A 21,298-nucleotide genomic window follows, 5' to 3' on the forward strand; every position below is an offset into this window, starting at 1 on the left:
GCGTCGGGAGCGCGAGGGGCCCCGGACATGACGAACGGGCCGGACCCCGAGCACCAGGGGTCCGGCCCGCCCGGCGGACGGGTGCCGCCGTCTCAGTCGCGCAGTGCCCGCACCGCCGACTCCAGGCGCTTGCCGAAGTCGGCGTCCGCGGCGGCGAAGTTGCCGATCGCGCGCTCCGCGATCTCCTCCCGCGAGACCTGGGAGATCGCCCCGGCGAGGTTGGCGATCAGCCGCTCCTTCTCCTGCTCCGACATCAGCCGGTACAGATTCCCGGCCTGCACGAAGTCGTCGTCCTCGGCGTGCCGCGGGGTCGGGTGGTCGCCGGTGCCGGCAGCGAATCCGTCGTACGGCTGCCACAGCGCCCGGCCGGTCCCCGCGGGTCCGCCGAAGCTGTTGGGCTCGTAGTTCTTGGCGCCGCCGTGCCGGCCGTCGTAGAGGAAGCCGTCACGGGAGTGCGTGCGGGCCTCGGTGGCGTGCGGGCGGTTGACCGGCAGATGGTCCGCGTTGATGCCGACGCGGTAGCGGTGCGCGTCGCCGTACGCGAAGAGCCGGCCCTGGAGCATCTTGTCCGGCGAGGGACCGATGCCCGGCACGAAGTGCGAGGGGCTGAAGATCGACTGCTCGACCTCGGCGAAGACGTTCTGCGGGTTGCGGTTCAGCTCCAGCCTGCCGATCTCGATGACCGGGTAGTCCGCGTGCGGCCACACCTTGGTCAGGTCGAACGGGTTGAAACGGTACGACGCCGCGTCCGCCGCCGGCATGATCTGCACGCCCACGGTCCAGCTCGGGAACTCGCCCCGCTCGATCGACTCACGCAGATCGCGCTGGTGGGAGTCGGGGTCCGTGCCCGCGAGCACCGCGGCCTCACCTGCGGTGAGGTTCTTGATGCCCTGGTCGGTCTTGAAGTGGTACTTGACCCAGAAGACCTCGCCCGCCTCGTTGTTCCACTGGAAGGTGTGCGAGCCGAAGCCGTCCATGTGCCGGTACGACGCCGGGATGCCGCGGTCGCCGAACAGCCAGGTCACCTGGTGCGTCGACTCCGGCGACAGCCCCCAGAAGTCCCAGACGTTGTCGGCCTCCTGGCTGCCCGTGTAGGGGTCGCGCTTCTGGGTGTGGATGAAGTCGGGGAACTTGATGGCGTCCCGGATGAAGAAGACCGGGGTGTTGTTGCCGACGAGGTCGTAGTTGCCCTCCTCGGTGTAGAACTTCACCGCGAAACCGCGCGGGTCGCGGACCGCGTCCGCCGCGCCCAGGTTCCCGGCCACCGTCGAGAAGCGCTGGAAGACCTCGGTCTCCTTGCCCACCTCGGAGAGGAAGGCGGCCCTGGTGTACGGCGTGACGTCGGCGGTCACCGTGAAGGTGCCGTAGGCGCCGGCGCCGCGAGCGTGCACGACCCGCTCCGGGATGCGCTCGCGGTTGAAGTGGGCCAGCTTCTCCAGCAGCAGCTGGTCCTGGACCAGCACCGGGCCGCCGACGCCCGCCGTCTCGCTGTTCTGGTTGTCGGCGACCGGAGCACCGGCCTCCGTGGTGAGCGGTCCCTGCGTCACGTACGCCTCCTGCGTCTACGCCGGCCAATCCTGTCCCTTGGCCAAAGCCGTTCCTGATCCTACATTGGACTAAGTCCAAGTCAAACAGAGTTCCAATCTCACACCTATTCCCGTCCTGGTCCCCCTTGCTGTTAGGCTGGTAGCCATGAGCGACCTTCTGGAACGGCTGCGTGGACGCGGATGGCGGATGACCGCGCAGCGACGCGTGGTGGCCGAGGTCCTCGACGGCGAGCATGTCCATATGACGGCCGACGAGGTCCACTCACGGGCCGTCGCCAAGCTGCCGGAGATCTCCCGGGCGACCGTCTACAACACGCTGGGCGAGCTGGTCACGCTCGGCGAGGTGCTGGAAGTCTCGACGGACAAGCGCGCCAAGCGGTACGACCCGAACGCGCACCGGCCGCACCACCACCTGGTCTGCGCCCGCTGTGGCGCGATCCGCGATGTGCACCCCACGGGCAACCCGCTGGCGGACCTCCCCGACACCGAGCGCTTCGGCTTCACGGTGTCGGATGTCGAGGTGACGTACCGGGGGCTGTGCCCGGAGTGTGCGGGCGCGTAACCGGAGGGCCGGAAGAGTCAGGGGGCGCGAGCCCCCTTTTCTCTTGCTCCGGCGCTTTCTCTTGCACCGGCAGTCTTCACTCTTGCTCCGGCGCGCTGACCCGGAAACGACTGAGGGCCGGAACCCATTTCTGGATTCCGGCCCTCGGCCTTCAGTAGCGGGGACAGGATTTGAACCTGCGACCTCTGGGTTATGAGCCCAGCGAGCTACCGAGCTGCTCCACCCCGCGTCGGTGAACACGACATTACGCGGGAGAAGCCGACGAAGGCAAATCCATTCGACCCCGAGTGACCAGGGCCACTGCCGGCGGGGCCGGTCACGCGGACAGCTCCTCGCGCAGCGCGTCCCGCAGCCGGCCAGCCCGCTCGGTGACCTCGGCGGGTCCGAGCTCCGCCGCGCGCGTCGCCCAGCGCTGCCCCTCGTCCAAGTCGCCGCGGCGGGCGCAGACCAGGGCGAGGCGAAGGGCCGCCCGCCCGTGGCCGTCGTTCGCCGCGCGCGTCCACCACACCACGGCCTCCGGCTCGCTGCCCTCACGGGCGAGCAGCAGCCCGAGGTTGAACGCGCCGTTGCGCGATCCCGCCTCGGCCGCCGCCCGGTACCAGCGCGCCGCCTCGACCACATCGCCGCGCGCGGAGGCGAGCATGCCGACCCGCACCTGGGCCCGGCGGTGGCCCTGCTGCGCCGCCCGCTCGTACCACTCCTCGCACTCGGCCTTCTCGTGCACGCTCTCCCCCAGCTCGTGCGCGGGCCGGGGCGGGCGGCGGGCGTCCAGCAGGGCAGCCAGCCGGTAGGCCGCCTCCGCGCTGCCGCCGCCCGCGGCGCAGCGCAGATGCCGCTCGGCCGCCCGCTCGTCGCGCTCGCGCAGCCGCGCCATGCCGACCTGGAGCGCGGCCTCGGTGTGCCCGGCCGAGGCCGCCCGCTCGTACCAGCGCAGCGCCATCGCCTCCTCGCCGCGCCCCGCGTACAGGATGCCGAGGTTGAAGGCCGCGTCCACGCTGCCCGCCTCGGCCGCCTTGGAGAACCACGGCTCCGCGCCGGAGGTGTCGCCGACCTGGAGCAGCAGGATGGCCAGCGCGTTCGCGGCCTCCCGGTGCCCGGCGTACGCGGCGCGCCGGTACCACTGCTCGGCCTGCGCGGTGCGCCCCTGCTCGGCGCAGAGCAGCCCGAGGTTGTACGCGCCGTTGTCGTCCCCCGCGTCCAGCGCCGCCCGGTACCAGCGCTCGGCGGTCTGGGTCTCGCCCCGCTCGGCGTGCAGCGCGCCGAGCGCGTTGGCCGCGTTGCCGTCGCCCTCCTGGGCGGCGCGCAGCCACCAGACGGCCGCGCTCTCGGAGTCCCCGGCGTCCCGCAGCAGGAAGCCGAGGGCGCAGGCGGCCCGCGGTTCGCCGTCCTTGGCGGAGGTCAGGTACCAGCGCCCGGCCTCCTTCAGCTCCCCGCGCTGCTCCAGGATCGCCCCGAGGTGCAGCGCGGCCCGCCGGTGCCCGCGCGCGGCGGCCTGCCGGTACCACTGCTCGGCCTCCGCGACAGCGTTGTCACCCCCGTCCTCGCCCCGGTCCTCGGCCCCCCGGTCGAGCGAGCGCGCCATCCGGTAGGCCGCCTCCCGGTGCCCGCGCTCGGCGGCGAGCCGCATCCAGTGCCCGGCCGCCGCGTCCCCGCGGTGCTCCAGCAGATCGGCGAGCGCGTAGGCGCCGAGGACATGGCCCTGCTCGGCGGACTGGCGCAGCCAGTACTCGGCGGCGGGTTCGTCCCCGCGTTCGCGGTGGTAGCGGCCGAGCGCGTGCGCGGCGGCGGCGGAACCGGCGACGGCGGCGATCCGCCACCATCCGGCGGCTTCCTCGCCGTATCCCCGCTGATGCAGCAGGACACCGAGGTTGTTGGCGGCGGCCCGGTCACCGGCCGCGGTGGCGGCCCGCAGATGGGTCTCGGCACCGTCGAGGTCGCCGCGGCGCAGCAGCATGGCACCGAGGACGCTGGCGGCCTCCTCGTCACCGCTGCGCGCGGCGAGCGCGAGGCGTACCTCGTCGTCGGCGTCGGCCATGTCGCCCACCTCGTCGCGGGCCGGCCCCTCACCGAAAGTCTGTACAAATCGCCCTGACTCGAACAGAGTTGCCTTGTCCCCCATAACGTCCATCGTCGCACCACCCGCAACCTGGGTACACCCGGTATACCCCACCCCGTGAGGTCACTTCAGCGTTTTGTCGACATGCCCACAGGACGACAAGTCAAACACACAGCGCCGAACTCCTCACGGCGGCGCGCGGCGGTGGCTCCTTCCCCAACTTGTGTTCGCACACCGTCAGTTCACCGGGATCACCGGATTCACACACCACGAAGGCCCGGATCCTTAGAGGATCCGGGCCTTCGTATTTCAGTAGCGGGGACAGGATTTGAACCTGCGACCTCTGGGTTATGAGCCCAGCGAGCTACCGAGCTGCTCCACCCCGCGCCGTTGTGAGCCAACCGTATCACGGCGCGGGGCGGTCTTGATCAGCCCTTCTGCTTCGGCTGCTTCGACTGGTCCGGCTTCTGCTGCTTCTGCGCGTCCTGGGCCCGCTCAAGGGCCGCCTTGAGATCCTTCTGCGCCTTCGCGTACGCGTCCCAGTCGGGGCCGCCGGACTGCTTCAGTGCCCGCTGCCCCGCGTCGAACGCCTTCTGCGCGTCGGCCAGGTCCTGCTGGACGCCCGGATCGCTCGCCGCGGGCGGGGCCTTGGTGCCGGTGTCCGGCGGGCCCGCCGCGGCGGAGCTGGTGCCGAAGAGCTTGTCCAGCGCCTCGCCGAGGGTGTTCTCGAACGCCGGCGGCCGGTCCCCGTAGGTGACCAGCACCTTGCGCTGCAATGGGTACTTCAGTCCCCCGCCGCGTACATAGACCGGCTCCACGTAGAGCAGTCCGCCGTCCAGCGGCACGGTCAGCAGATTGCCGTACTCGACCGCCGAGTCTCCGCCCTTGAGGTACTTGATCGCGGCGGCGACGTCCTGTTCGGAGTTGAACTGGCTCTGGACCTGCTTGGGGCCGTCGACCGTCGTACTGGTCGGCAGCTTCAGGATCCTGATCTTGCCGTAGTCGCTGCTGTCCGCCTCGGAGTCGACCGACATGAACGCGCTGAGGTTGTCCCGGCCGGTCGGCGTGAACGTCGTCGACAGCGAGAACGCCTGCTTGCTCTGGTCGGGCATCTTCATGCTCAGGTAGTACGGCGGCACCGCGTCACCCGACTTGTTGGTCGGGTCGTCGGGCACCTGCCACACCTCGCTGCCGGTGAGGAAGGTCTGCGGATCCGTCACGTGGTAGCGGGTGAGCAGCTCGCGCTGGACCTTGAACAGGTCCTGGGGATACCGGAGATGGGACAGCAGGGTCGGGGAGATCGCGCTCTTCGGCAGCACCGTGCCGGGAAACGCCTTCATCCAGGTCTTCAGCACCGGGTCCTGGGTGTCCCACTGGTACAGCTTGACCTCGCCGGTGTAGGCGTCGACGGTCGCCTTCACCGAGTTGCGGATGTAGTTGACCTGGTTCTGCGGTGCCACCACGCTGCGGTTGTCGCTGGCGGCGGTCAGCGAGTCGGCCGTGGTGTCGCCGAGGGTCGTACGGGAGGAGTACGGGTAGCCGTTCGACGTCGTGTAGCCGTCGACGATCCACTGGATGTGGCCGTCGACGACGGCCGGGTAGGCGTCGCCGTCGATGGTCAGCCAGGGGGCGACCGCCTCGACGCGCTCCTTGGGCGTGCGGTTGTACAGGATCCGCGAGCCCTTGCCGATCGCGCCGGAGTACAGGATCTGCGGCTCGTTGAACGCCATCGCGTACGCGGCCCGGTTGAGCGGGTTGTCGAGGTTCACCCCGCTCTTGCCCGCATAGCTGGTGGTCACCTCGCCGTTGTCGTCGGTGGGGTGGTCGATCTCCTTCTGGGGACCGCCGACGATCGAGTAGGTGGTGGTCTTCTCGCCGTAGTAGACCCGCTGCTGGTAGGTGCCCAGATCGCCCTTGGAGGGCAGGTCGTACTCGGTGAAGACGGGCTGGCCGTCGTCGGCTTCGGTGCCCTTGGCGGCGACCACGCCGTAGCCGTGCGTGTAACGGAAGTGGTCGTTGATCCAGTTGTGCTTCGGGATGCCCTTCAGATTCAGCTCGCGCAGACCTATGACGGTGTCCTGGAGCTTGCCGTCCTTGGTGGGATAGCGGTCGACGTCCAGGTTGGCCGGGAAGCTGTAGTAGTCCTTCATCTCCTGCGCCTGCTCGAACGTGGGCGAGACGATGTTCGGATCCATGATCCGGATGCTCGCCGCGTCGTTCGCGTCCGCGCGCAGCTTGGCGTCGTCCGAGGCGGTGGACTTGCCGTCGTACTGGGTGACCTTGGTGTCGTCGATGCCGTACGCCTCGCGGGTCGCCGCGAGGTTCTTCTGGACGTACGGGGCTTCCTTGGCCTGCTCATTGGGCTCGACCTGGAACTTCTGCACGATCGCCGGGTAGAGCCCGCCGATCAGGATCGCCGACAGGACCATCAGGCCGAAGCCGATGACGGGCAGCTGCCAGGTGCGCCGCCACAGGGTGGCGAAGAACAGCAGGGCGCAGATGACGGCGATACAGAACAGGATCGTCTTGGCCGGCAGATAGGCGTTGGCGTCGACATAGCGCAGACCGGTCCAGTCGCCGGTCGCCTTGAAGTCGCTGGACTTCACCGCCAGGCCGTACCGGTCGAGCCAGTAGGCGATCGCCTTGAGGGCGACGAACAGGCCGAGCAGCACCGAGAGATGGCTGGTCGCGGCGGCGGTGGCGCGGGCGCCGGGGCTGGTCAGGCGCAGTCCGCCGTACAGGTAGTGCGTGAAGGCGGCGGCGATCAGGCACAGGATGACGGCGGCGAAGCCGAAGGCCAGCAGGAACCGGAACCAGGGCAGGTCGAAGGCGTAGAAGGAGATGTCGAGGTGGAACTGGGGGTCCTTCTGGTGGAAGGAGACGCCGTTCACCCACATCAGCCAGGTGCGCCACTGGCCGGCCGCCGAGGCGCCCGCGATCAGCCCGACCAGGGCGCAGACGCCGACCAGCAGCCAGGTCTTGTACGGCGCGAGACCCATCCGGTAGCGGTCCAGGCTCTGCTGCTCCATGGACATGGCGCTCAGCGGGGGCCGCAGCCGGTGGGCCAGCCAGATGTTGAGGCCGACCATGAACGCCGCCAGCAGACCGAAGACGAAGAACAGCCCGATCTTCGTCCACAGTGTGGTGCTGAACACGGACGAGTAGTGCACCGACCGGTACCACAGCCAGTTCGTCCAGAAGCCGGCGAACATGCTGAATGTCATACCGAGGACGGCGAGCACGCCCAGCGTCAGGAGCAGGACCCTGACCCGCCGGGATGGTCGGCCCGCCCCCGTCCGTGGCCCCACTGGGCCCTGGCCGCGGTCCGGCATCTGGAAAGCCAAGGTGCGCCCCTCGAAATTCGCTCTCGATCCCTCGGGCCCCCGTGCTCCGCGGGCCCCGGTGGCCCCCCGTGATCGCGGGCCGACACATATGCAACTTACTCAGCCCCTGCTCGGTTCCCGATTCCGGTGGGGAACGAGGCAGGATTGTGACCATGTCCAACACTCCCATGGCAGCGAACCCGCTCACCCGGGCCGTACTCGAGATCGACGAGTACGCCTCCGGCCTCGGCTGGGACCAGCCCGCTCGCCTCTTCGCCCTCGTAGACACCGCTCGGCTGCGCAGCCAGGAACCCGCGCTCGCGGCCCAGCTGGGCCTTGAGGTCGAGTCCGAGACCGCCGGTCTCACCCCGATCGAGCAGGACGAGATCGCGTCCGGCAAGCCGCTCGACGAGTTCCTCGCCACCATCGCCTGGCCCGACGCGGTGGCCGGCTGCGCGCTCACGGTGGAGCGCCTGATGCTGCCGCCGTCCGCCGAGGCGCAGGTCCCGAAGAACCTCAGCGAGGCCAAGCTGGCCAGGTGGGTGGCCGAGCACCCCGAGCGCCAGGAGGTCCGGATGACGGTGGCGGTGCTGCGCGACGGCACCCGTGAGTCGGCGCTGCGGCTGCGCGAGAAGGACTCCCCGACCGAGGTCCTGACCGGCCCCGAGCTGGTCCCGGGCCTCGCGGACGCCCTGTCGGCGACGTTCGCCGACTGATCCTCTGGTCTTCTGGTCTTCTGGTCTTCTGGTACGACAACGGGGGCGCCACCGGCCTGGTCGCCGGGACGCCCCCGCTCCTTGTCACATGACCGGGGGCGCCCCTCGTCCGAGTGGGCGCCCCCGGTCATGTCATGTCACGCGGGACTCAGCCCTTGGCGGTGCACTTCGGCAGGGCCGCGGTGTTCCCCTCGCGGATGTCCTTGAGCGCGCCCAGCGCGTCCTTGATCGTCTTCACCTTGACCAGGGTGAGCCCGCTCGGCTTGTCCGCGGCGGCCTCGGCGCAGTTGTCGGCGGGCGTCAGGAAGTACTGGGCACCCTTGCCGCGCGCGCCGACGGTCTTCATGTCGACGCCGCCGATCGGCCCTACCGTGCCGTTGTCGTCGATGGTGCCGGTGCCGGCCACGAACTTGCCGCCGGTCAGGCTGCCCGGGGTGAGCTTGTCGTAGATGCCGAGCGCGAACATCAGACCGGCGCTGGGGCCGCCGACATCGGCGAGCTTGATGTCGATGCTGAACGGAAACGTGTGATCGGTCCCGGCGGAGATCCCGACGATGGCCCGCTTGGGCCCGCTGTCGTCGGACGCGGCCGTGGTGATCGCGACGTCCCGCGTCGTGGTGGCCGTCTTGTGGGCCTTCTCGGCGGCCGCCTGGTCCTTGGCCGGGACGACGGTGAAGACGACCTTCTGGCCCGCCTTGTGCTCGGTGACGAACCTGGCGACGTCCGAGGGCTGCTTGACCGCGTGGCCGTCGACCGCCTTGATCACATCACCGGCGTGCAGCCTGCCCTCGGCCGGGGAGTCCTTGACCACGGTGGAGACGATCACCCAGGACTTCACCGGGACGTCCAGCTGCCTGAGGGCGGCGACCTTGGCGCTCTCCTGGGACTGGCTGAACTCCTCGGCGTTCTGCTGCGAGGACTGCTCCTCCGTGGTGCCCTTCGGGTAGAGCGTGTCGTGCGGCACGACCTTGCTGTCGCGCGACAGCCAGCCGTAGACGGCCTCCACCAGGTTCATCCGGAAGTCCACGCTGGTCACCCGCACGGTGGTCATGTTCAGATGGCCGTCCGTCGGATACGTCTTGCGCCCGGAGATCTGGAGCACCGGCTCGCCCTGGTGGTTCCCGAGCGTGTTCACGGTCGGGCCGGGGGACATCTCCGCGTACGGCACGGGGATGAGCACTCCGGCGCACAGGAGCGCGATCAGCATCAGGGTGGAGGCGAGCATCGTCGCGGTGCGGCGTGGCATGCCTCGACAGTACGTGACGCACCTGTCGGCGCACTGTCAGGTACCCCCGTCAGGCGCCGTCCGCGCCCGTGCCGGACCGCTCCATCGCCTCCCGGAACCGGGCGTATCCGTCCAGCTCGGGCCCGTCGCTGCGCGCCCTGCGCGTCCGGTTGGCCCAACTGCCCCACAGCCCGCCGCCGACCGCACCCATAAGCGGAATCAGCAGCCAGACAAGCGCGCCCATGCCGACCTCCCTACGCCGTGAGCGTCCGCAACTGACTGATCAGCAGATTAACCATCCGCACTGACAACGCTCACGTGCGGGGGGCGGTTACGCAACCGGAGTCGCCGATGGGCCGGGAGTGACCGGTTCGGCGCAGTGATGCGCCCTGTTTTCGGCAGGTCCCGCCCGTTTTCGGCAGGCATCCGGCTGCTTCAGCACGCACCCGGCTGCTTCAGCAGGCCCCCACCCACTCCTCGGTGCCGTCCGAGAACGTCTGGTGCTTCCAGATCGGCACCTCGTGCTTGAGGTCGTCGATCAGCTTCCGGCACGCCTCGAAGGCCTCCGCGCGGTGCGGACAGGCCACGGCGACGACCACCGCGATGTCCCCCACGCTCAGCTCGCCGACCCGGTGCACGGCGGCCAGGGCCCGCACCGGGTGGTCCGCGACGACCTTCTCGGCGACCCGCCGCATCTCGGCCTCGGCACTGGGATGGCAGGAGTAGCCGAGCGCGTCCACGTCGGCGCCCCCGTCGTGGTTGCGCACCGTCCCCACGAACAGCGCGATGCCGCCGGCCGCCGCGTCCCCGACCGCCCGGAACACCTCGTCCACCGAGAGCGCGCTCTCCCTGACGGCGATCAGCTTGACGGGATCCTGCGCGGCCCGCTCCCCGGGGTGCTCGCTCATCTCAGCCATGCCCCCATCGTGCCGCACGCCCGGGACAGCGTGGAATACGAGGTTCACCCGGCACGGGCGCGGGCGCCTTGGATGCTCGTACGGACGCCGAGGCGCCGTGACGCTCGACCCTGCCCTGACGCTCCTACGGAGGCGGCCTACCGGCGGCGCGCCTTGCGGGCCCGGCGTACCACCGCCGCCGCGCCCAGCAGGGCCACCGTCGCACCGGCCGCGCCCGCCGCCGTGGCGTCCTTGCGGCCGAGTCGCCGGCCGACCACCGTATGCCGCCCGGCGGCCTCCTCCAGCAGCTCCGCGAGGACCTCCTCGTTGGTCCACTTCGGCCGCCATCCCGCGTCGTGCAGCCGGCTCCCGCTGACCACCCACGGGTACATCGTGTAGGCCAGGTCGCCGGCCGGGGACGGGGTGAGCCCGATCCGGTGCAGCCGTGCCGCCGCGCCCAGCGCGACCGCCGAGGGCAGCTCCATGCGCCGGATGCCGCTGAGCTCCTCGACCTCCTCCTGCTCCAGCCACCCGTCGCAGCCGACGGCCAGCTCTCCCTCGACCTTCTCCAGGACGGCGTACTCCAGGGCCCCGCACAGATCCTCGACGTGGCAGAACTGCCACGCGGGCCGCGAACCGGCCACCACAAGGAGCCGCGGCGACTCGAAGTACCTGGTCAGCGCGGTGTCCGTGCCGCCGACCAGCACGGCGGGCCGTACGACGGTGACATTCAGGCCGGGGTGTGCGCGGGGCGCGCGGCGCGCGAGGCGCTCGATCTCCAGCAGGTCCCCGACGCCGGTCGCCTCGGCCGTCGCCCGCAACTCGGCGTCCTCCGACAGCGGCAGCTCGTTGTCCGGCAGCGCGCCGTAGACCATCGCCGAGGTGCACAGCACCACCCGGTGCACGCCGGCCGCCGCCGCGGCGGTCAGCACGGTCTGCGTCCCCCGGACGTTGTAAGCGGTGCGCGCGGCCGCTTCGCTGCCGAGATCCAGGTCGAGCGCGAGGTGGACGACCACGTCGGCACCGCGCAATTTGTCCGCGATGGCCGGATCGCGGACGTCCAGGATGTGCCACTGCGCCTCTTCGCACTCCCCGCGCCGCTCGTCGATCGCGACGACCCGCCGGATCTCCTCCGACGCGGCCAGCCGCGCCGTGAGCAGGGCTCCGACGCCGGTCGCCGCGCCGGTGACCGCCACGACGGGCCCGCGCACGGCGGGTTTGCGCCCGGCGGACGTCTCTGAGTGGTTTCGCGCTGCGCGAACCTGCGGATCTGGGGAACTCACCCGGCATCTCCAGCGGTTGTCTTCTGTACGGGCGCGCAAGACGCGCACGTACGAGGTGCATCCATCCTGCCGCAGGCCTTCCGCGGGCGGAGCATCGAGGCCCGATCGGGTCCGGGTGTCTACGCTGGGTGGTGTTGTCGGGCAGCCGCGCCGCCGGAGAAGACCGGTGGCCTTACCAGCCGAGGAATCCCGTGAGTGACACCCCATTCGGTTTCGGCCTTCCGCCGGAGGAGCCGGAGGACGGCGACGAGGGCAAGAAGAAGGACCAGCAGAGCGGTGGTGGTCAGGGACCGGCCAACCCCTTCGGTTTCGGCGGTATGCCCGGAGCCGGTGGCTTTGGCGGCCCCGGCGCCGACAATCCGCTCGCTGCCATGTTCGGTTCGCTGAACCCCACCGATCTCGGTGCCGCGTTCCAGCAGCTGGGCCAGATGCTCTCCTACGAGGGCGGCCCGGTGAACTGGGACATGGCCAAGCAGATCGCGCGCCAGACGGTCGCGCAGGGCACCGCGGACGGCTCCAAGGACGCGAGTGTCGGCCCGTCCGAGCGCAAGGCCGTGGAGGAGGCCGTACGCCTGGCCGATCTGTGGCTGGACGACGCCACCTCCCTGCCGTCGGGCTCCGCCTCCGCGGTGGCCTGGTCGCGCGCGGAGTGGGTCGAGGCGACCCTGCCCGCCTGGCGGGAGCTGGTCGACCCGGTCGCCGAGCGGGTCGGCGCGGCCATGGGCGATGTGCTGCCGGAGGAGATGCAGGCCATGGCGGGCCCGCTGATCGGCATGATGCGCTCGATGGGCGGCGCCATGTTCGGCACGCAGATCGGTCAGGCCGTCGGCGTCCTCGCGGGCGAGGTCGTCGGCTCCACGGACATCGGTCTGCCGCTCGGCCCGGCCCGCAAGGCCGCGCTGCTGCCGGCCAACGTGGAGGCGTTCGGCAAGGACCTGGGCGTGCCGCAGGACGAGGTGCGGCTCTACCTGGCCCTGCGCGAGGCCGCCCACCAGCGTCTGTTCGCGCATGTGCCGTGGCTGCGCTCGCATCTGTTCGGCGCGGTCGACGGCTATGCGCGCGGCATCAAGGTCGACACCGCGAAGCTGGAGGACGTGGTCGGCCAGTTCGACCCGCAGAACCCCGAGCAGCTTCAGGACGCGCTTCAGCAGGGCATGTTCCAGCCCGAGGACACGCCCGAGCAGAAGGCCGCCCTGGCGCGCCTGGAGACCGCTCTGGCGCTCGTGGAGGGCTGGGTCGACGCGGTGGTCCACGCGGCCGCCAAGCCCCGTCTGTCGTCCGCCGACGCCCTGCGCGAGACCCTGCGCCGCCGCCGGGCCACCGGTGGCCCGGCCGAGCAGACGTTCGCCACGCTGATCGGTCTGGAGCTGCGCCCCCGCCGGCTGCGCGACGCCTCCCGGCTGTGGGCCTCGCTCACCGACGCACGCGGTGTCGACGGCCGGGACGCCCTGTGGCACCACCCGGACATGCTGCCGACCGCGACCGACCTGGACGACCCGGACGGCTTTGTGCACCGCGAGCAGATGGACTTCTCCGAGCTGGACAAGATGCTCGGCGAGGCCGCCGGCAAGCCGAACCTGAAGAAGGACGTCCAGAAGGACGCCGAGAAGGACGACAAGGCCGAGGGCGACGACACCGAGTGAGCCTGTACGACGACGCGGTCCTCGTCCTGAAGGGGTACGAGGGCCAGGACGAGCTGCGCCAGTCCTACCTGGACCACCTGGCGGCCCACCCGGACGGCATGTGGAAGGCCTGTCACGCGGGCCATGTCACGGCGAGCGCCCTGGTGATCGATCCCGAGCGCGGCCGGGTGCTGCTCACGCTCCACCGCAAGCTGCGGATGTGGCTCCAGATGGGCGGCCACTGCGAGCCCGGCGACGCCACCGTGGCAGCGGCCGCGCTGCGTGAGGCGACCGAGGAGTCGGGCATGGCCGGGCTCACGCTGCTGCCCGGCGGTCCGGTGCGCCTGGACCGGCATCCGATCCCCGCGCCGTGCCACTGGCACTACGACGTCCAGTACGCGGCGCTGGCCCCCTCCGGCGCCGTGGCGGCGATCAGCGACGAGTCCCTGGACCTGCGCTGGTTCCCCTACGACGAGGTCGCGAGCGTGGCCGACGAGTCGGTCGTACGACTCCTGGACGCGACCCGCGCGAGGCTGTGAAGCGGTGAGGGGCGGCGGCCCCGGAAGCGGTAAGGGGCGATCGCCAGACGGTCGCCCCTTACTTCTGCCCTACGGCTGCACTTCTGCCCTACGGCCGCGTTTTCCCGGCGGTCAGCTCCAGACGTTGCCCTGGTTGCCGCCGCGCGCCCCGTGCTGGCCCATGCCGAACTGGGCGGCGACGCCGTGGCCGATCACCGCGTTCTGCGGCGGCAGCAGCTCGCTGGGCTGGACCAGCGCGAACCCGGAGCCCATGAAGCTCAGCTCCCAGCCCTCACCGGTGCTGCCGCGCCTGCGCCACACCCCGGAGGAATGCGTCTGGGCCTGCATCTGCACGCGCAGCCCGGTCGACCAGGCCACGATCGCGTCGGCGTCGCAGTTGACGTACCGGTCCGGGGTGACCCGCATCAGCAGCGGCGACCCGGAGGTCATCAGGGCGACCCGGCCGCGTCCGGTGATGTTCAGCTGGTACTTCCCGGAGCCGGAGATGCCGTAGAGGCTGTCGACGGCGATGACCTCGTGGTGCAGCGAGGAGTCCATGGCGAGCACGTAGGAGCTGTCGACGGTCAGCCCGTCCTGCTCCACGTCCATGATGTGCACATGCTGGGAGAGGTTGGCCAGATAGACCGTGCCCTGCCCGTGGCAGCGCATCAGGTCCAGGCCCTCGCCGGTGTGGGCACGCGCGCGCCGCTGGTTGTTGCTGTTGTACTCGGCGTCGAACTCGACCAGGCCCTGGTAGGCGACCATGCTGCCCTTGCGGGCGAGGATGTCGTCGTGGCCCTCCATGGTGACGCGCAGCAGCTGCGAGTTCTGGAGGCTCCAGCGTTCCTGTGTCTGGTTGTCGTTGTACGCGAAAATCGGGCTCTGCATGGCGTGTTGACTCCCCCTCAGCCCCGGACCCGCAGGCGGTCGGTGCTGTCCTCGCTGGGCTGGACGACGACGATGCCCTCTCCGGAGAAGGCCATCTGGTAGGCCTCGCCGCTGCCCCGGCCGATCAGCGACTGCGCCTTGAAGCTGCGCTTGCCCTTGACCTTCAGGTTCGGAGACCAGGCGACGAGCGCGTCCGGGTCGACGTACGTCTCGTCCTCGCCGCCGCCGCAGTCCACGACGATCGGCGTGCCCCGGGAGGTCAGCGCGACCCAGCCCTGCCCCGAGATCCGCGTGTTCCACAGGCCCTGCCCGGCGAACTTCGCGAGCCCCTTCACCCGCTCCACGCCCCAGCTCAGGTGCGCGTCGAAGGCGAGGAGGTTGGTGGCGTTGACGGAGATGCCGTCGCCGTTGAGGTTGATCACGACGACGTTCGCGCCGTAGTCGGCGAGATAGAGCAGCCCGTCCCCGGAGCACTTCATCAGCGGGGCGCCCTCGCCGGTGATCCAGTCCCGGGCGATCTGGCGGACCGCCGGCGGGTTGGGCTCGTACTGCACGAAGCCCTCGTAGGCGACCATCGAGCCCACGCGCGCGAAGAGGTCGTTGCCGGTCTGCATGGCGACCTTGAGCATGTGGTGCCCGTGGTTCTCCATGCGGGCGGTGACGGGTGCGGGAGCGAAGCCCGCGAGCGGCTGGTTCATGACGGGCTCCCTCAGACCTCGTACGGCTGGACGACGATGAAGTTGCCGGGCGCGCCCCGGAACTGGAGGTTGACGCTCTCTCCGGTGTCGCCGGGGTAGGCGTTGCGGCGCATGCGGACCTGGCTGGAGACGATCACCTGGGCCGCCGCCGACCAGGCCACCACCGCGTTGCAGTCGGCGAAGGTGGTCGGGGTGACCGGCAGCACCACGGGCGTGCCGTGCGTCTTGACGACGATGGTGCCGGTGCCCTGGAACTGCATCGTGAACAGCGCGCCGCCGGGGATGCCGTGGCCCTCGATGCGGCGGACCTCGTACTGGAGGGTCTCGTCGAAGGCGAGCACGTTCTCGGCGGACACACAGATCGCGTCGCCCTGGAGCTCGATCGGGTGCAGGTAGGTGGCGTTCTCGGCGAGGAACACCTGGCCCTGGCCGGTGCAGCGCATCAGCTGCATCTCCTGGCCGGTGGCGTTGCCGACGATACGACCGGCGAAACCGGCGCCCTTGTAACTGAAATCGACCTTGCCCTGGTAGAGCACCATGCTGCCCTGCTTGGCCAGCACCGGCTGCCCGCCGATGCCGAGGTCGACGCGCATGAGCTTCTTGTTCTGCTGCGTCCAGCGCTGCCCGGTGGGCGTCTCCTTGAACTTCTGGAGCGCTGCGCCCACACCGGCACCGCCCTGCGGGGCGCCCTGAGGCACTCCGTAGGAGGCGGTCTGCTGACCGGGGATCTGGCCGTAGCCCGGCGGCATGGGCGCGCCGGGCTGGGCGCCGTAGCCGGGAGGCATCGGGGCGGCCGGCTGACCGCCGTACGGCGGCTGCGGAGGCTGGCCACCGTACGCGGGCTGCTGCGGCGGCTGGCCGTAGGGCGCGGGGGCCGGGGCGGGCGGCGGAACGGTGCCCGTCGGTCCGGGGGGCGGGGCCAGGGGTGCGATGACCGTCGGCGCGCCGTGCACGTCTGGTGCGGCCGGTGCCGGGGGCGGGGTCTGGCCGGGGGGTGTGAAGCCCTGCGGTGGCGTGCTGCCGGGGGCGGGGAAGCCCTGTGGGGGCGTGTCGGCGGCCGGTGGAGCGTAGCCCTGGGCGGCGGGTGCCGGGGGCGGGGCCGGCACGGGGGCCGGCGGGGCGGCGGTCTCGGTGGGCGGGGCGAACGCGGGCGGGGCGAAGCCGGGAGCGGCGCCGGGCTGCGGCTGCGGCTCCGGGGCGGCGGGCGCCTCCTCCTCCAGCACCTCGCCGCCGAAGTTCTTCAGCAGCGCCTCCAGGCCGCCGTCGAAGCCCTGTCCGACCGCGGCGAACCGCCAGGCGTCCTTGAAGTAGATGTCGCCGAGCATGACGGCCCGCTCGGTGGAGAACTCCGCGCCGGTGAAGGAGTACCGGGCGACCTCCTCGCCGCCCGCGACGATACGCAGGTAGCCGGGGCCGACCTGCGACATCTGCCCGGCGCCGTCGAGGGTTGCCGTGAAGGACAGCTTGCGGATCCCTTCCGGGATCCGGTCGAGCGTGACCCGGAACGACTCCGTGTCGCCCGCCTGGGCCCCGAGCAGCTGGATGGACTCCTCAGGCGACTTCGGCTGGTTGAAGAAGACGAAATACCGGTCGTCCGAGAGCCGTTCCTCGGCGTCCAGGCCAAAACAGCTGATGTCGAAGGTCAGTCCGGAGCCGGCGATCTGCACGCCTACGTACAGATCGGTGCCCGCCGTGAGGTCACTGATCCTGGCCTTGTGCCCGCGTTGGAATTCCCTGGCCATGCGATACGACCGTCCCCCATCCCGAAATGTGTGCGTCGCGCCAGGCTAACGGCTGTGGCCGACAACCACTCCGGTCGGTCCCCGTCGGTACAGACCCGGTACAGAACCGATTCCGGCCACACACACGCGGGCGGCGCGGGACGGGGTCACTCGCCCCGCGTGTCGGGCAGGTGCGGCAGCCGGGCGGCGGCGACCACGCCCTCCAGATAGCCGCGGGCCCGCTCGGTGCGCGGGTACGCCTCCAGCAACCGCCAGAAGTCGGGGCCGTGCCCGGGCACCAGAAGGTGCGCCAGCTCATGGCAGAGCACGTAGTCGATGACGTACTCGGGCATGCCCTGGAGCCGGTGGGAGAGCCGGATGCTGCCCTCGGCCGGGGTGCACGAGCCCCAGCGGGTGTTCTGGTTGGTGACCCAGCGCACGGAGGCCGGGCGGGCGCTGCCGTCGAAGAACTGCGCCGACAGCCGCTCGGCGCGCTCGGCCAGCTCGGCGTCGCCGAGCACCCGCCGACTCTCCTGGGCGGCGAGTTTGTCGAGCATGACGGTCACCCAGCGTTGCTCCTCCGCCTTCGACATCCGGGCGGGGATCAGTACGACAGTGCGATCGCCCTCGCGGTAGGCGGAGACCGTCCGGCGGCGCCGGGCACTCCTGCGGACCTCGATCGCGCTCGTCGCGCTGCGCTCTGTCTTTCCGGCGCGGTGCTGAAGTGGGTCGGCGGACACGCCCCGACGTTACCCGCTGGGCAGGGGCAAAGTCCCGGCTCCCGGACGGTTCGACGCGCCTGCCGGTTCATATGAAGATCACCCATCGCCTGTGGATAACTTTCCACGCCCCGCGGGCCGAGGGGGCATGCTGGCAGACGTCGGCGGAACACGACCATTCCACCGATGTCTTGAGAATCAGTAGATACGCGGATTCGGGGGATCTGTCATGCATCCGGTGATGAAGCCCGCGCTGCGGCGCGGCTGGCGTGATCTGGGCACGGTGCAGTTCGGGATGACTCCCGCGCACGCGCTGACGCTGGGTCCGACGGACACCGCCACGAGCGGCTTCCTTGACCTGCTCAACGGCACCCGGGGACTGCCGCTGCTGCGCGCGGAGGGCCGCCGGCTGAAGCTGCCGGACGGCCGGGTGGACACGCTGGTGGACCGGCTGGCCCGCGCGGGCCTGGTGGACGACGCGCGTGGCGGCGGGCCGGCCGCAGCCGCGCTGCGCGGGCGTCCGGAGGTGTTGCGGCGGCTGCGCCCCGACCTGGCCTCGCTCTCCCTGACCACGCCCGAGCCGGGCGGCGCGCTGGCCCGGCTCGCCGCCCGCCGCGCGCTGCGGGTCCGGGTGCTCGGCGCGGGCCGGGTGGGTGCCGTGGTGGCGGCGGTGCTGTCGGGCGCGGGGGTCGGGGAGGTGGAGGTGCGCGAGGAGGGGCGGGTGCGGCCCTGGGACGTGGCGCCGGGCGGGCTGCCGCCCGAGTCGGTCGGTGAGCGCCGGGACACGGCGGCAGCGGCGGCCGTCCGCCGGGCCGCCCCGGACCGCCCGCCGCGCCATGCTCACTCCCCCGGGTCCGGCGCCGGGGAGCCGGGGCTCTCCCTGGTGATCCTCGCGCCCCGGGACGAGGTGGCCGTGCACGCCCCGGATCCACGCGCCGCGCAGTCGCTGCTGGCCTCGGGCACCCCGCATCTGTACGCGGGTGTGGTGGAGGGCACAGGAGTCGTGGGCCCGCTGGTGCTGCCGGGCGAGACGGCCTGCGCGGGCTGTCTGCACGAGTCGCGCACGGACCGCGATCCGGCCTGGCCCCGGCTGCTCGCGCAATGGCGCTCCGGCGCCGGATCCCGCCCGGTGGGGGCCTGTGACCTGGCCCTTTCCACGACGGTCGCCGGACTGGCCGCGGCCCACGCCCTGGCCCATCTGGACGGCGCGTCGCCATCCACCGCGGGCGCCCGCTGGGAGGTGTCCCTACCCGGTCTGAACTGGCATTCCCGCCCGGTCGTGCCGCACCCGGGCTGCCGCTGCGGCGCGGCCGAAAGGCCAGGTGAGAAACCGGAGGGGGAGCACTCCTCAACCCCGGGGCGGTCACGCGCGACAATGGCGGTGCAACGGCCGTCGACGGAGCGGGCACGCGAAGCGGGCGCGGCACGGCCGACAGGGACTTGGAGGGCGCATGTCTGATCTTCCCCGGAAGGCGGTCACCCGGACCGCCAAGCTCGCCGCGCTCCCGCTCGGCTTCGCCGGCCGGGCGACCTGGGGGCTGGGCAAGCGGATCGTGGGCGAGTCCGCGGAGATCGTCGGCCGGGAGCTGCAACAACGCACGGCGGAGCAGCTCTTCAAGGTCCTGGGCGAGCTGAAGGGCGGGGCCATGAAGTTCGGGCAGGCCCTGTCCGTCTTCGAGTCCGCGCTGCCCGAGGAGGTCGCCGGGCCCTATCGGGTGGCCCTGACCAAGCTCCAGGAGGCGGCACCGCCGATGCCGACCCGTACCGTGCACGCGGTGCTGACGGAGCGGCTCGGGCCGGACTGGCGGGAGCTCTTCGAGGAGTTCGAGGACAAGCCCGCCGCGGCGGCCTCGATCGGCCAGGTGCACCGGGCGGTGTGGCACGACGGCCGCGAGGTGGCGGTCAAGGTGCAGTACCCGGGCGCCGGTGAGGCCCTGCTGTCCGACCTGATCCAACTGGGCCGGTTCGCCCGGCTGTTGGGGCCGCTGATCCCGGGTGTGGACATAAAGCCACTGATCACGGAGCTGCGGGACCGGGTCTCCGAGGAGCTGGACTACGGGCTGGAGGCCGCGGCCCAGACGGCGCACGCGCAGGAGTTCGCGAGTGATCCGGATGTGGTGGTCCCGGCGGTGGTGCACCAGTGCGAACAGGTGCTGGTGACGGAGTGGATCGACGGCATCCCGCTGTCGGAGATCATCGCCGACGGCACACCGGAGCAGCGGGACCGGGCCGGGCAGCTGCTCGCCCGCTTCCTGTTCTCGGGCCCGGCCCGCACCGGGCTGCTGCACGCCGACCCGCACCCGGGCAACTTCCGGCTGCTGCCGGGCGGTCCGCAGGGCGAGGACGACTGGCGGCTCGGGGTCCTGGACTTCGGCACCGTCGACCGGCTCCCCGGCGGACTGCCGACACCGATCGGGATCTCCCTGCGGATGACGCTGGACGGCGACGCGGAGACGGTCTACGAGCTGCTCTGCGAGGAGGGGTTCGTCAAGGAATCCATAGAGCTGGATCCCGACGCGGTCCTCGACTATCTGCTGCCGATCATCGAGCCGGCCCGTGTCGACGCGTTCACCTTCACCCGCTCCTGGATGCGCAGCCAGGCCGCGCGCATCGCCGACCCCCGTTCCCCCGCCTACCAGCTCGGCAAGCAGCTCAACCTCCCCCCTGCCTACCTCCTGATCCACCGCGTCACCCTCAGCACCATCGGCGTCCTGTGCCAGCTGGGCGCCACCGTCCGCCTCCGCGAGGAACTGGAGTCCTGGCTCCCGGGCTTCTTCCTCCCGGACGAGCCGGAGGAGTCGGCGGATCCGGCGGAGACGGACGACGCGGCGGAGGCGGAGGAGCTTCTGGAGGAGGAACTCACCGAGGAGTCCGCCGCGGAGGCATGAGCCGGGGCATCCGGAAAAAGCCCGGGCCTCGGCACCGGGCCGCGTGCTCCAATGGGGAATGACATCGTTCTGGACCGGCGAACGGGTACGGCTGCGCGGCATCGAGCCCGACGACTGGACAGCGTTCATGCGCCTCGCCGCGGACGAGGAGCGCCTGGGCAGCCTGCTCCAGCCGCCGCGTTCGGCCGAGGGCCACCGGGCCTGGGCGAGGGAGCAGGCCGTCCTTCGGGCCGAGGACGACCGCTTCCAGCTGGTGGTCGAGGCGGCCGACAGCGGGCAGGTCGTCGGAGCCGTCGGCTCGTACCGGACCGATCCGCGCGCGGGATGGTTCGAGTACGGCGTCACGATCGGCGCCGATCAGCGGCGCAGGGGGTACGCGGCGGAGGCGACGACGCTGTTGCTGCGCCACATGTTCGAAGAGCGGCGCTACCACAAGTGCCAGGCCCGCGTCTTCGCCCATAACGGGGCCTCGCTCGCGCTACAGCGCCGGCTCGGCTTCGTCGAGGAAGGGCGCCTTCGTGATCATGTGTTCCACGGCGGCCGGCATCACGACATCGTGCTGATGGGGGTGCTGGCCGAGGAGTTCGCCCGGGGCCGGGGACCGGGCGGCGGGTGAGGCGCGGCGGGCCCCCGGCG

Annotated in this window: 18 protein-coding genes and 2 tRNA genes; 7 read left to right on the top strand and 13 right to left on the bottom strand. The window is 71.3% G+C overall.

What is annotated here, in order from left to right; translation table 11 throughout:
* Positions 1-92: 92 nt before the first annotated feature.
* Positions 93-1,547: a catalase gene (locus HEP81_RS13940; protein ID WP_037660125.1), complete on the bottom strand. Its 1,455-nt coding sequence runs from the start codon at positions 1,545-1,547 to the stop codon at positions 93-95.
* A gap of 145 nt (positions 1,548-1,692) precedes the next feature.
* On the opposite strand from HEP81_RS13940, the gene HEP81_RS13945 reads away from it, so the two are divergent.
* Positions 1,693-2,109, top strand: a complete 417-nt coding sequence (locus tag HEP81_RS13945) for a Fur family transcriptional regulator (RefSeq protein WP_037660123.1) — start codon at positions 1,693-1,695, stop codon at positions 2,107-2,109.
* 155 nt (positions 2,110-2,264) lie between these two features.
* Here HEP81_RS13945 and HEP81_RS13950 read toward each other — a convergent pair.
* The 4 genes from HEP81_RS13950 to HEP81_RS13965 all read right to left on the bottom strand — a co-directional run bounded on the left by HEP81_RS13950 (position 2,265) and on the right by HEP81_RS13965 (position 7,497).
* Positions 2,265-2,338: transfer RNA gene (locus HEP81_RS13950), tRNA-Met, on the bottom strand.
* An 87-nt stretch (positions 2,339-2,425) separates the two neighbouring features.
* Entirely contained in the window at positions 2,426-4,237 is a 1,812-nt protein-coding gene (locus tag HEP81_RS13955; RefSeq protein ID WP_051850446.1) for a tetratricopeptide repeat protein, read from the bottom strand.
* Between the two features lie 241 nt (positions 4,238-4,478).
* Positions 4,479-4,552, bottom strand: a tRNA-Met gene (locus tag HEP81_RS13960).
* A gap of 41 nt (positions 4,553-4,593) precedes the next feature.
* Positions 4,594-7,497 (bottom strand): UPF0182 family membrane protein, encoded by a 2,904-nt coding sequence (locus tag HEP81_RS13965; protein ID WP_078967566.1) that lies wholly within the window; start codon positions 7,495-7,497, stop codon positions 4,594-4,596.
* A gap of 164 nt (positions 7,498-7,661) precedes the next feature.
* On the opposite strand from HEP81_RS13965, the gene HEP81_RS13970 reads away from it, so the two are divergent.
* Positions 7,662-8,204 (top strand): PPA1309 family protein, encoded by a 543-nt coding sequence (locus HEP81_RS13970; RefSeq protein WP_037660122.1) that lies wholly within the window; start codon positions 7,662-7,664, stop codon positions 8,202-8,204.
* 148 nt (positions 8,205-8,352) lie between these two features.
* On the opposite strand, the gene HEP81_RS13975 is transcribed toward HEP81_RS13970, so the two are convergent.
* From HEP81_RS13975 to HEP81_RS13990, 4 genes are all read right to left on the bottom strand, one after another.
* Positions 8,353-9,450, bottom strand: coding sequence for a YlbL family protein (locus HEP81_RS13975; protein WP_182789048.1), 1,098 nt, complete (start codon positions 9,448-9,450; stop codon positions 8,353-8,355).
* Between the two features lie 49 nt (positions 9,451-9,499).
* Positions 9,500-9,673 carry a hypothetical protein gene (locus tag HEP81_RS13980; protein WP_167408655.1) on the bottom strand — a complete coding sequence of 58 codons (174 nt, stop codon included), beginning with the start codon at positions 9,671-9,673 and terminating at the stop codon, positions 9,500-9,502.
* A 211-nt stretch (positions 9,674-9,884) separates the two neighbouring features.
* Complete coding sequence (locus HEP81_RS13985) at positions 9,885-10,346, bottom strand: molybdenum cofactor biosynthesis protein MoaE (protein ID WP_037660120.1); 462 nt, start codon at positions 10,344-10,346, stop codon at positions 9,885-9,887.
* A 137-nt stretch (positions 10,347-10,483) separates the two neighbouring features.
* Positions 10,484-11,608, bottom strand: coding sequence for an SDR family oxidoreductase (locus HEP81_RS13990; protein WP_037660117.1), 1,125 nt, complete (start codon positions 11,606-11,608; stop codon positions 10,484-10,486).
* 191 nt (positions 11,609-11,799) lie between these two features.
* Between HEP81_RS13990 and HEP81_RS13995 the strand changes: the two genes are divergently transcribed.
* Together HEP81_RS13995 and HEP81_RS14000 are read left to right on the top strand one after the other, a co-directional pair.
* Entirely contained in the window at positions 11,800-13,251 is a 1,452-nt protein-coding gene (locus HEP81_RS13995) for a zinc-dependent metalloprotease (protein WP_037660116.1), read from the top strand.
* Entirely contained in the window at positions 13,248-13,769 is a 522-nt protein-coding gene (locus HEP81_RS14000; protein ID WP_037660114.1) for an NUDIX hydrolase, read from the top strand. Before HEP81_RS13995 ends, HEP81_RS14000 begins: the two co-directional genes overlap by 4 nt.
* 111 nt (positions 13,770-13,880) lie before the next feature.
* Here HEP81_RS14000 and HEP81_RS14005 read toward each other — a convergent pair whose 3' ends face one another.
* From HEP81_RS14005 to HEP81_RS14020, 4 genes are all read right to left on the bottom strand, one after another.
* A complete protein-coding gene (locus tag HEP81_RS14005) occupies positions 13,881-14,636 on the bottom strand; it encodes an AIM24 family protein (protein ID WP_037660113.1) in 756 nt (251 codons plus the stop codon).
* Positions 14,637-14,653: 17 nt separating this feature from the next.
* Positions 14,654-15,334 (bottom strand): AIM24 family protein, encoded by a 681-nt coding sequence (locus HEP81_RS14010; RefSeq protein ID WP_037660109.1) that lies wholly within the window; start codon positions 15,332-15,334, stop codon positions 14,654-14,656.
* Positions 15,335-15,345: 11 nt separating this feature from the next.
* Entirely contained in the window at positions 15,346-17,076 is a 1,731-nt protein-coding gene (locus HEP81_RS14015; protein WP_037660107.1) for a TerD family protein, read from the bottom strand.
* A gap of 146 nt (positions 17,077-17,222) precedes the next feature.
* Positions 17,223-17,795, bottom strand: coding sequence for a M48 metallopeptidase family protein (locus tag HEP81_RS14020; RefSeq protein ID WP_037660105.1), 573 nt, complete (start codon positions 17,793-17,795; stop codon positions 17,223-17,225).
* Between the two features lie 208 nt (positions 17,796-18,003).
* Between HEP81_RS14020 and HEP81_RS14025 the strand changes: the two genes are divergently transcribed.
* The 3 genes from HEP81_RS14025 to HEP81_RS14035 are packed head-to-tail and all read left to right on the top strand — an operon-like array spanning position 18,004 to position 21,278.
* Positions 18,004-19,233 (top strand): TOMM precursor leader peptide-binding protein, encoded by a 1,230-nt coding sequence (locus tag HEP81_RS14025; RefSeq protein WP_037660103.1) that lies wholly within the window; start codon positions 18,004-18,006, stop codon positions 19,231-19,233.
* A complete protein-coding gene (locus HEP81_RS14030) occupies positions 19,226-20,662 on the top strand; it encodes an ABC1 kinase family protein (RefSeq protein WP_037660099.1) in 1,437 nt (478 codons plus the stop codon). Before HEP81_RS14025 ends, HEP81_RS14030 begins: the two co-directional genes overlap by 8 nt.
* Before the next feature lie 58 nt (positions 20,663-20,720).
* Positions 20,721-21,278, top strand: coding sequence for a GNAT family N-acetyltransferase (locus HEP81_RS14035; protein WP_037660097.1), 558 nt, complete (start codon positions 20,721-20,723; stop codon positions 21,276-21,278).
* The last annotated feature ends 20 nt before the right edge of the window (positions 21,279-21,298 follow it).

The sequence above is a fragment of the Streptomyces griseofuscus genome (assembly GCF_014673495.1).
Taxonomy (GTDB): Bacteria; Actinomycetota; Actinomycetes; order Streptomycetales; family Streptomycetaceae; genus Streptomyces; species Streptomyces murinus.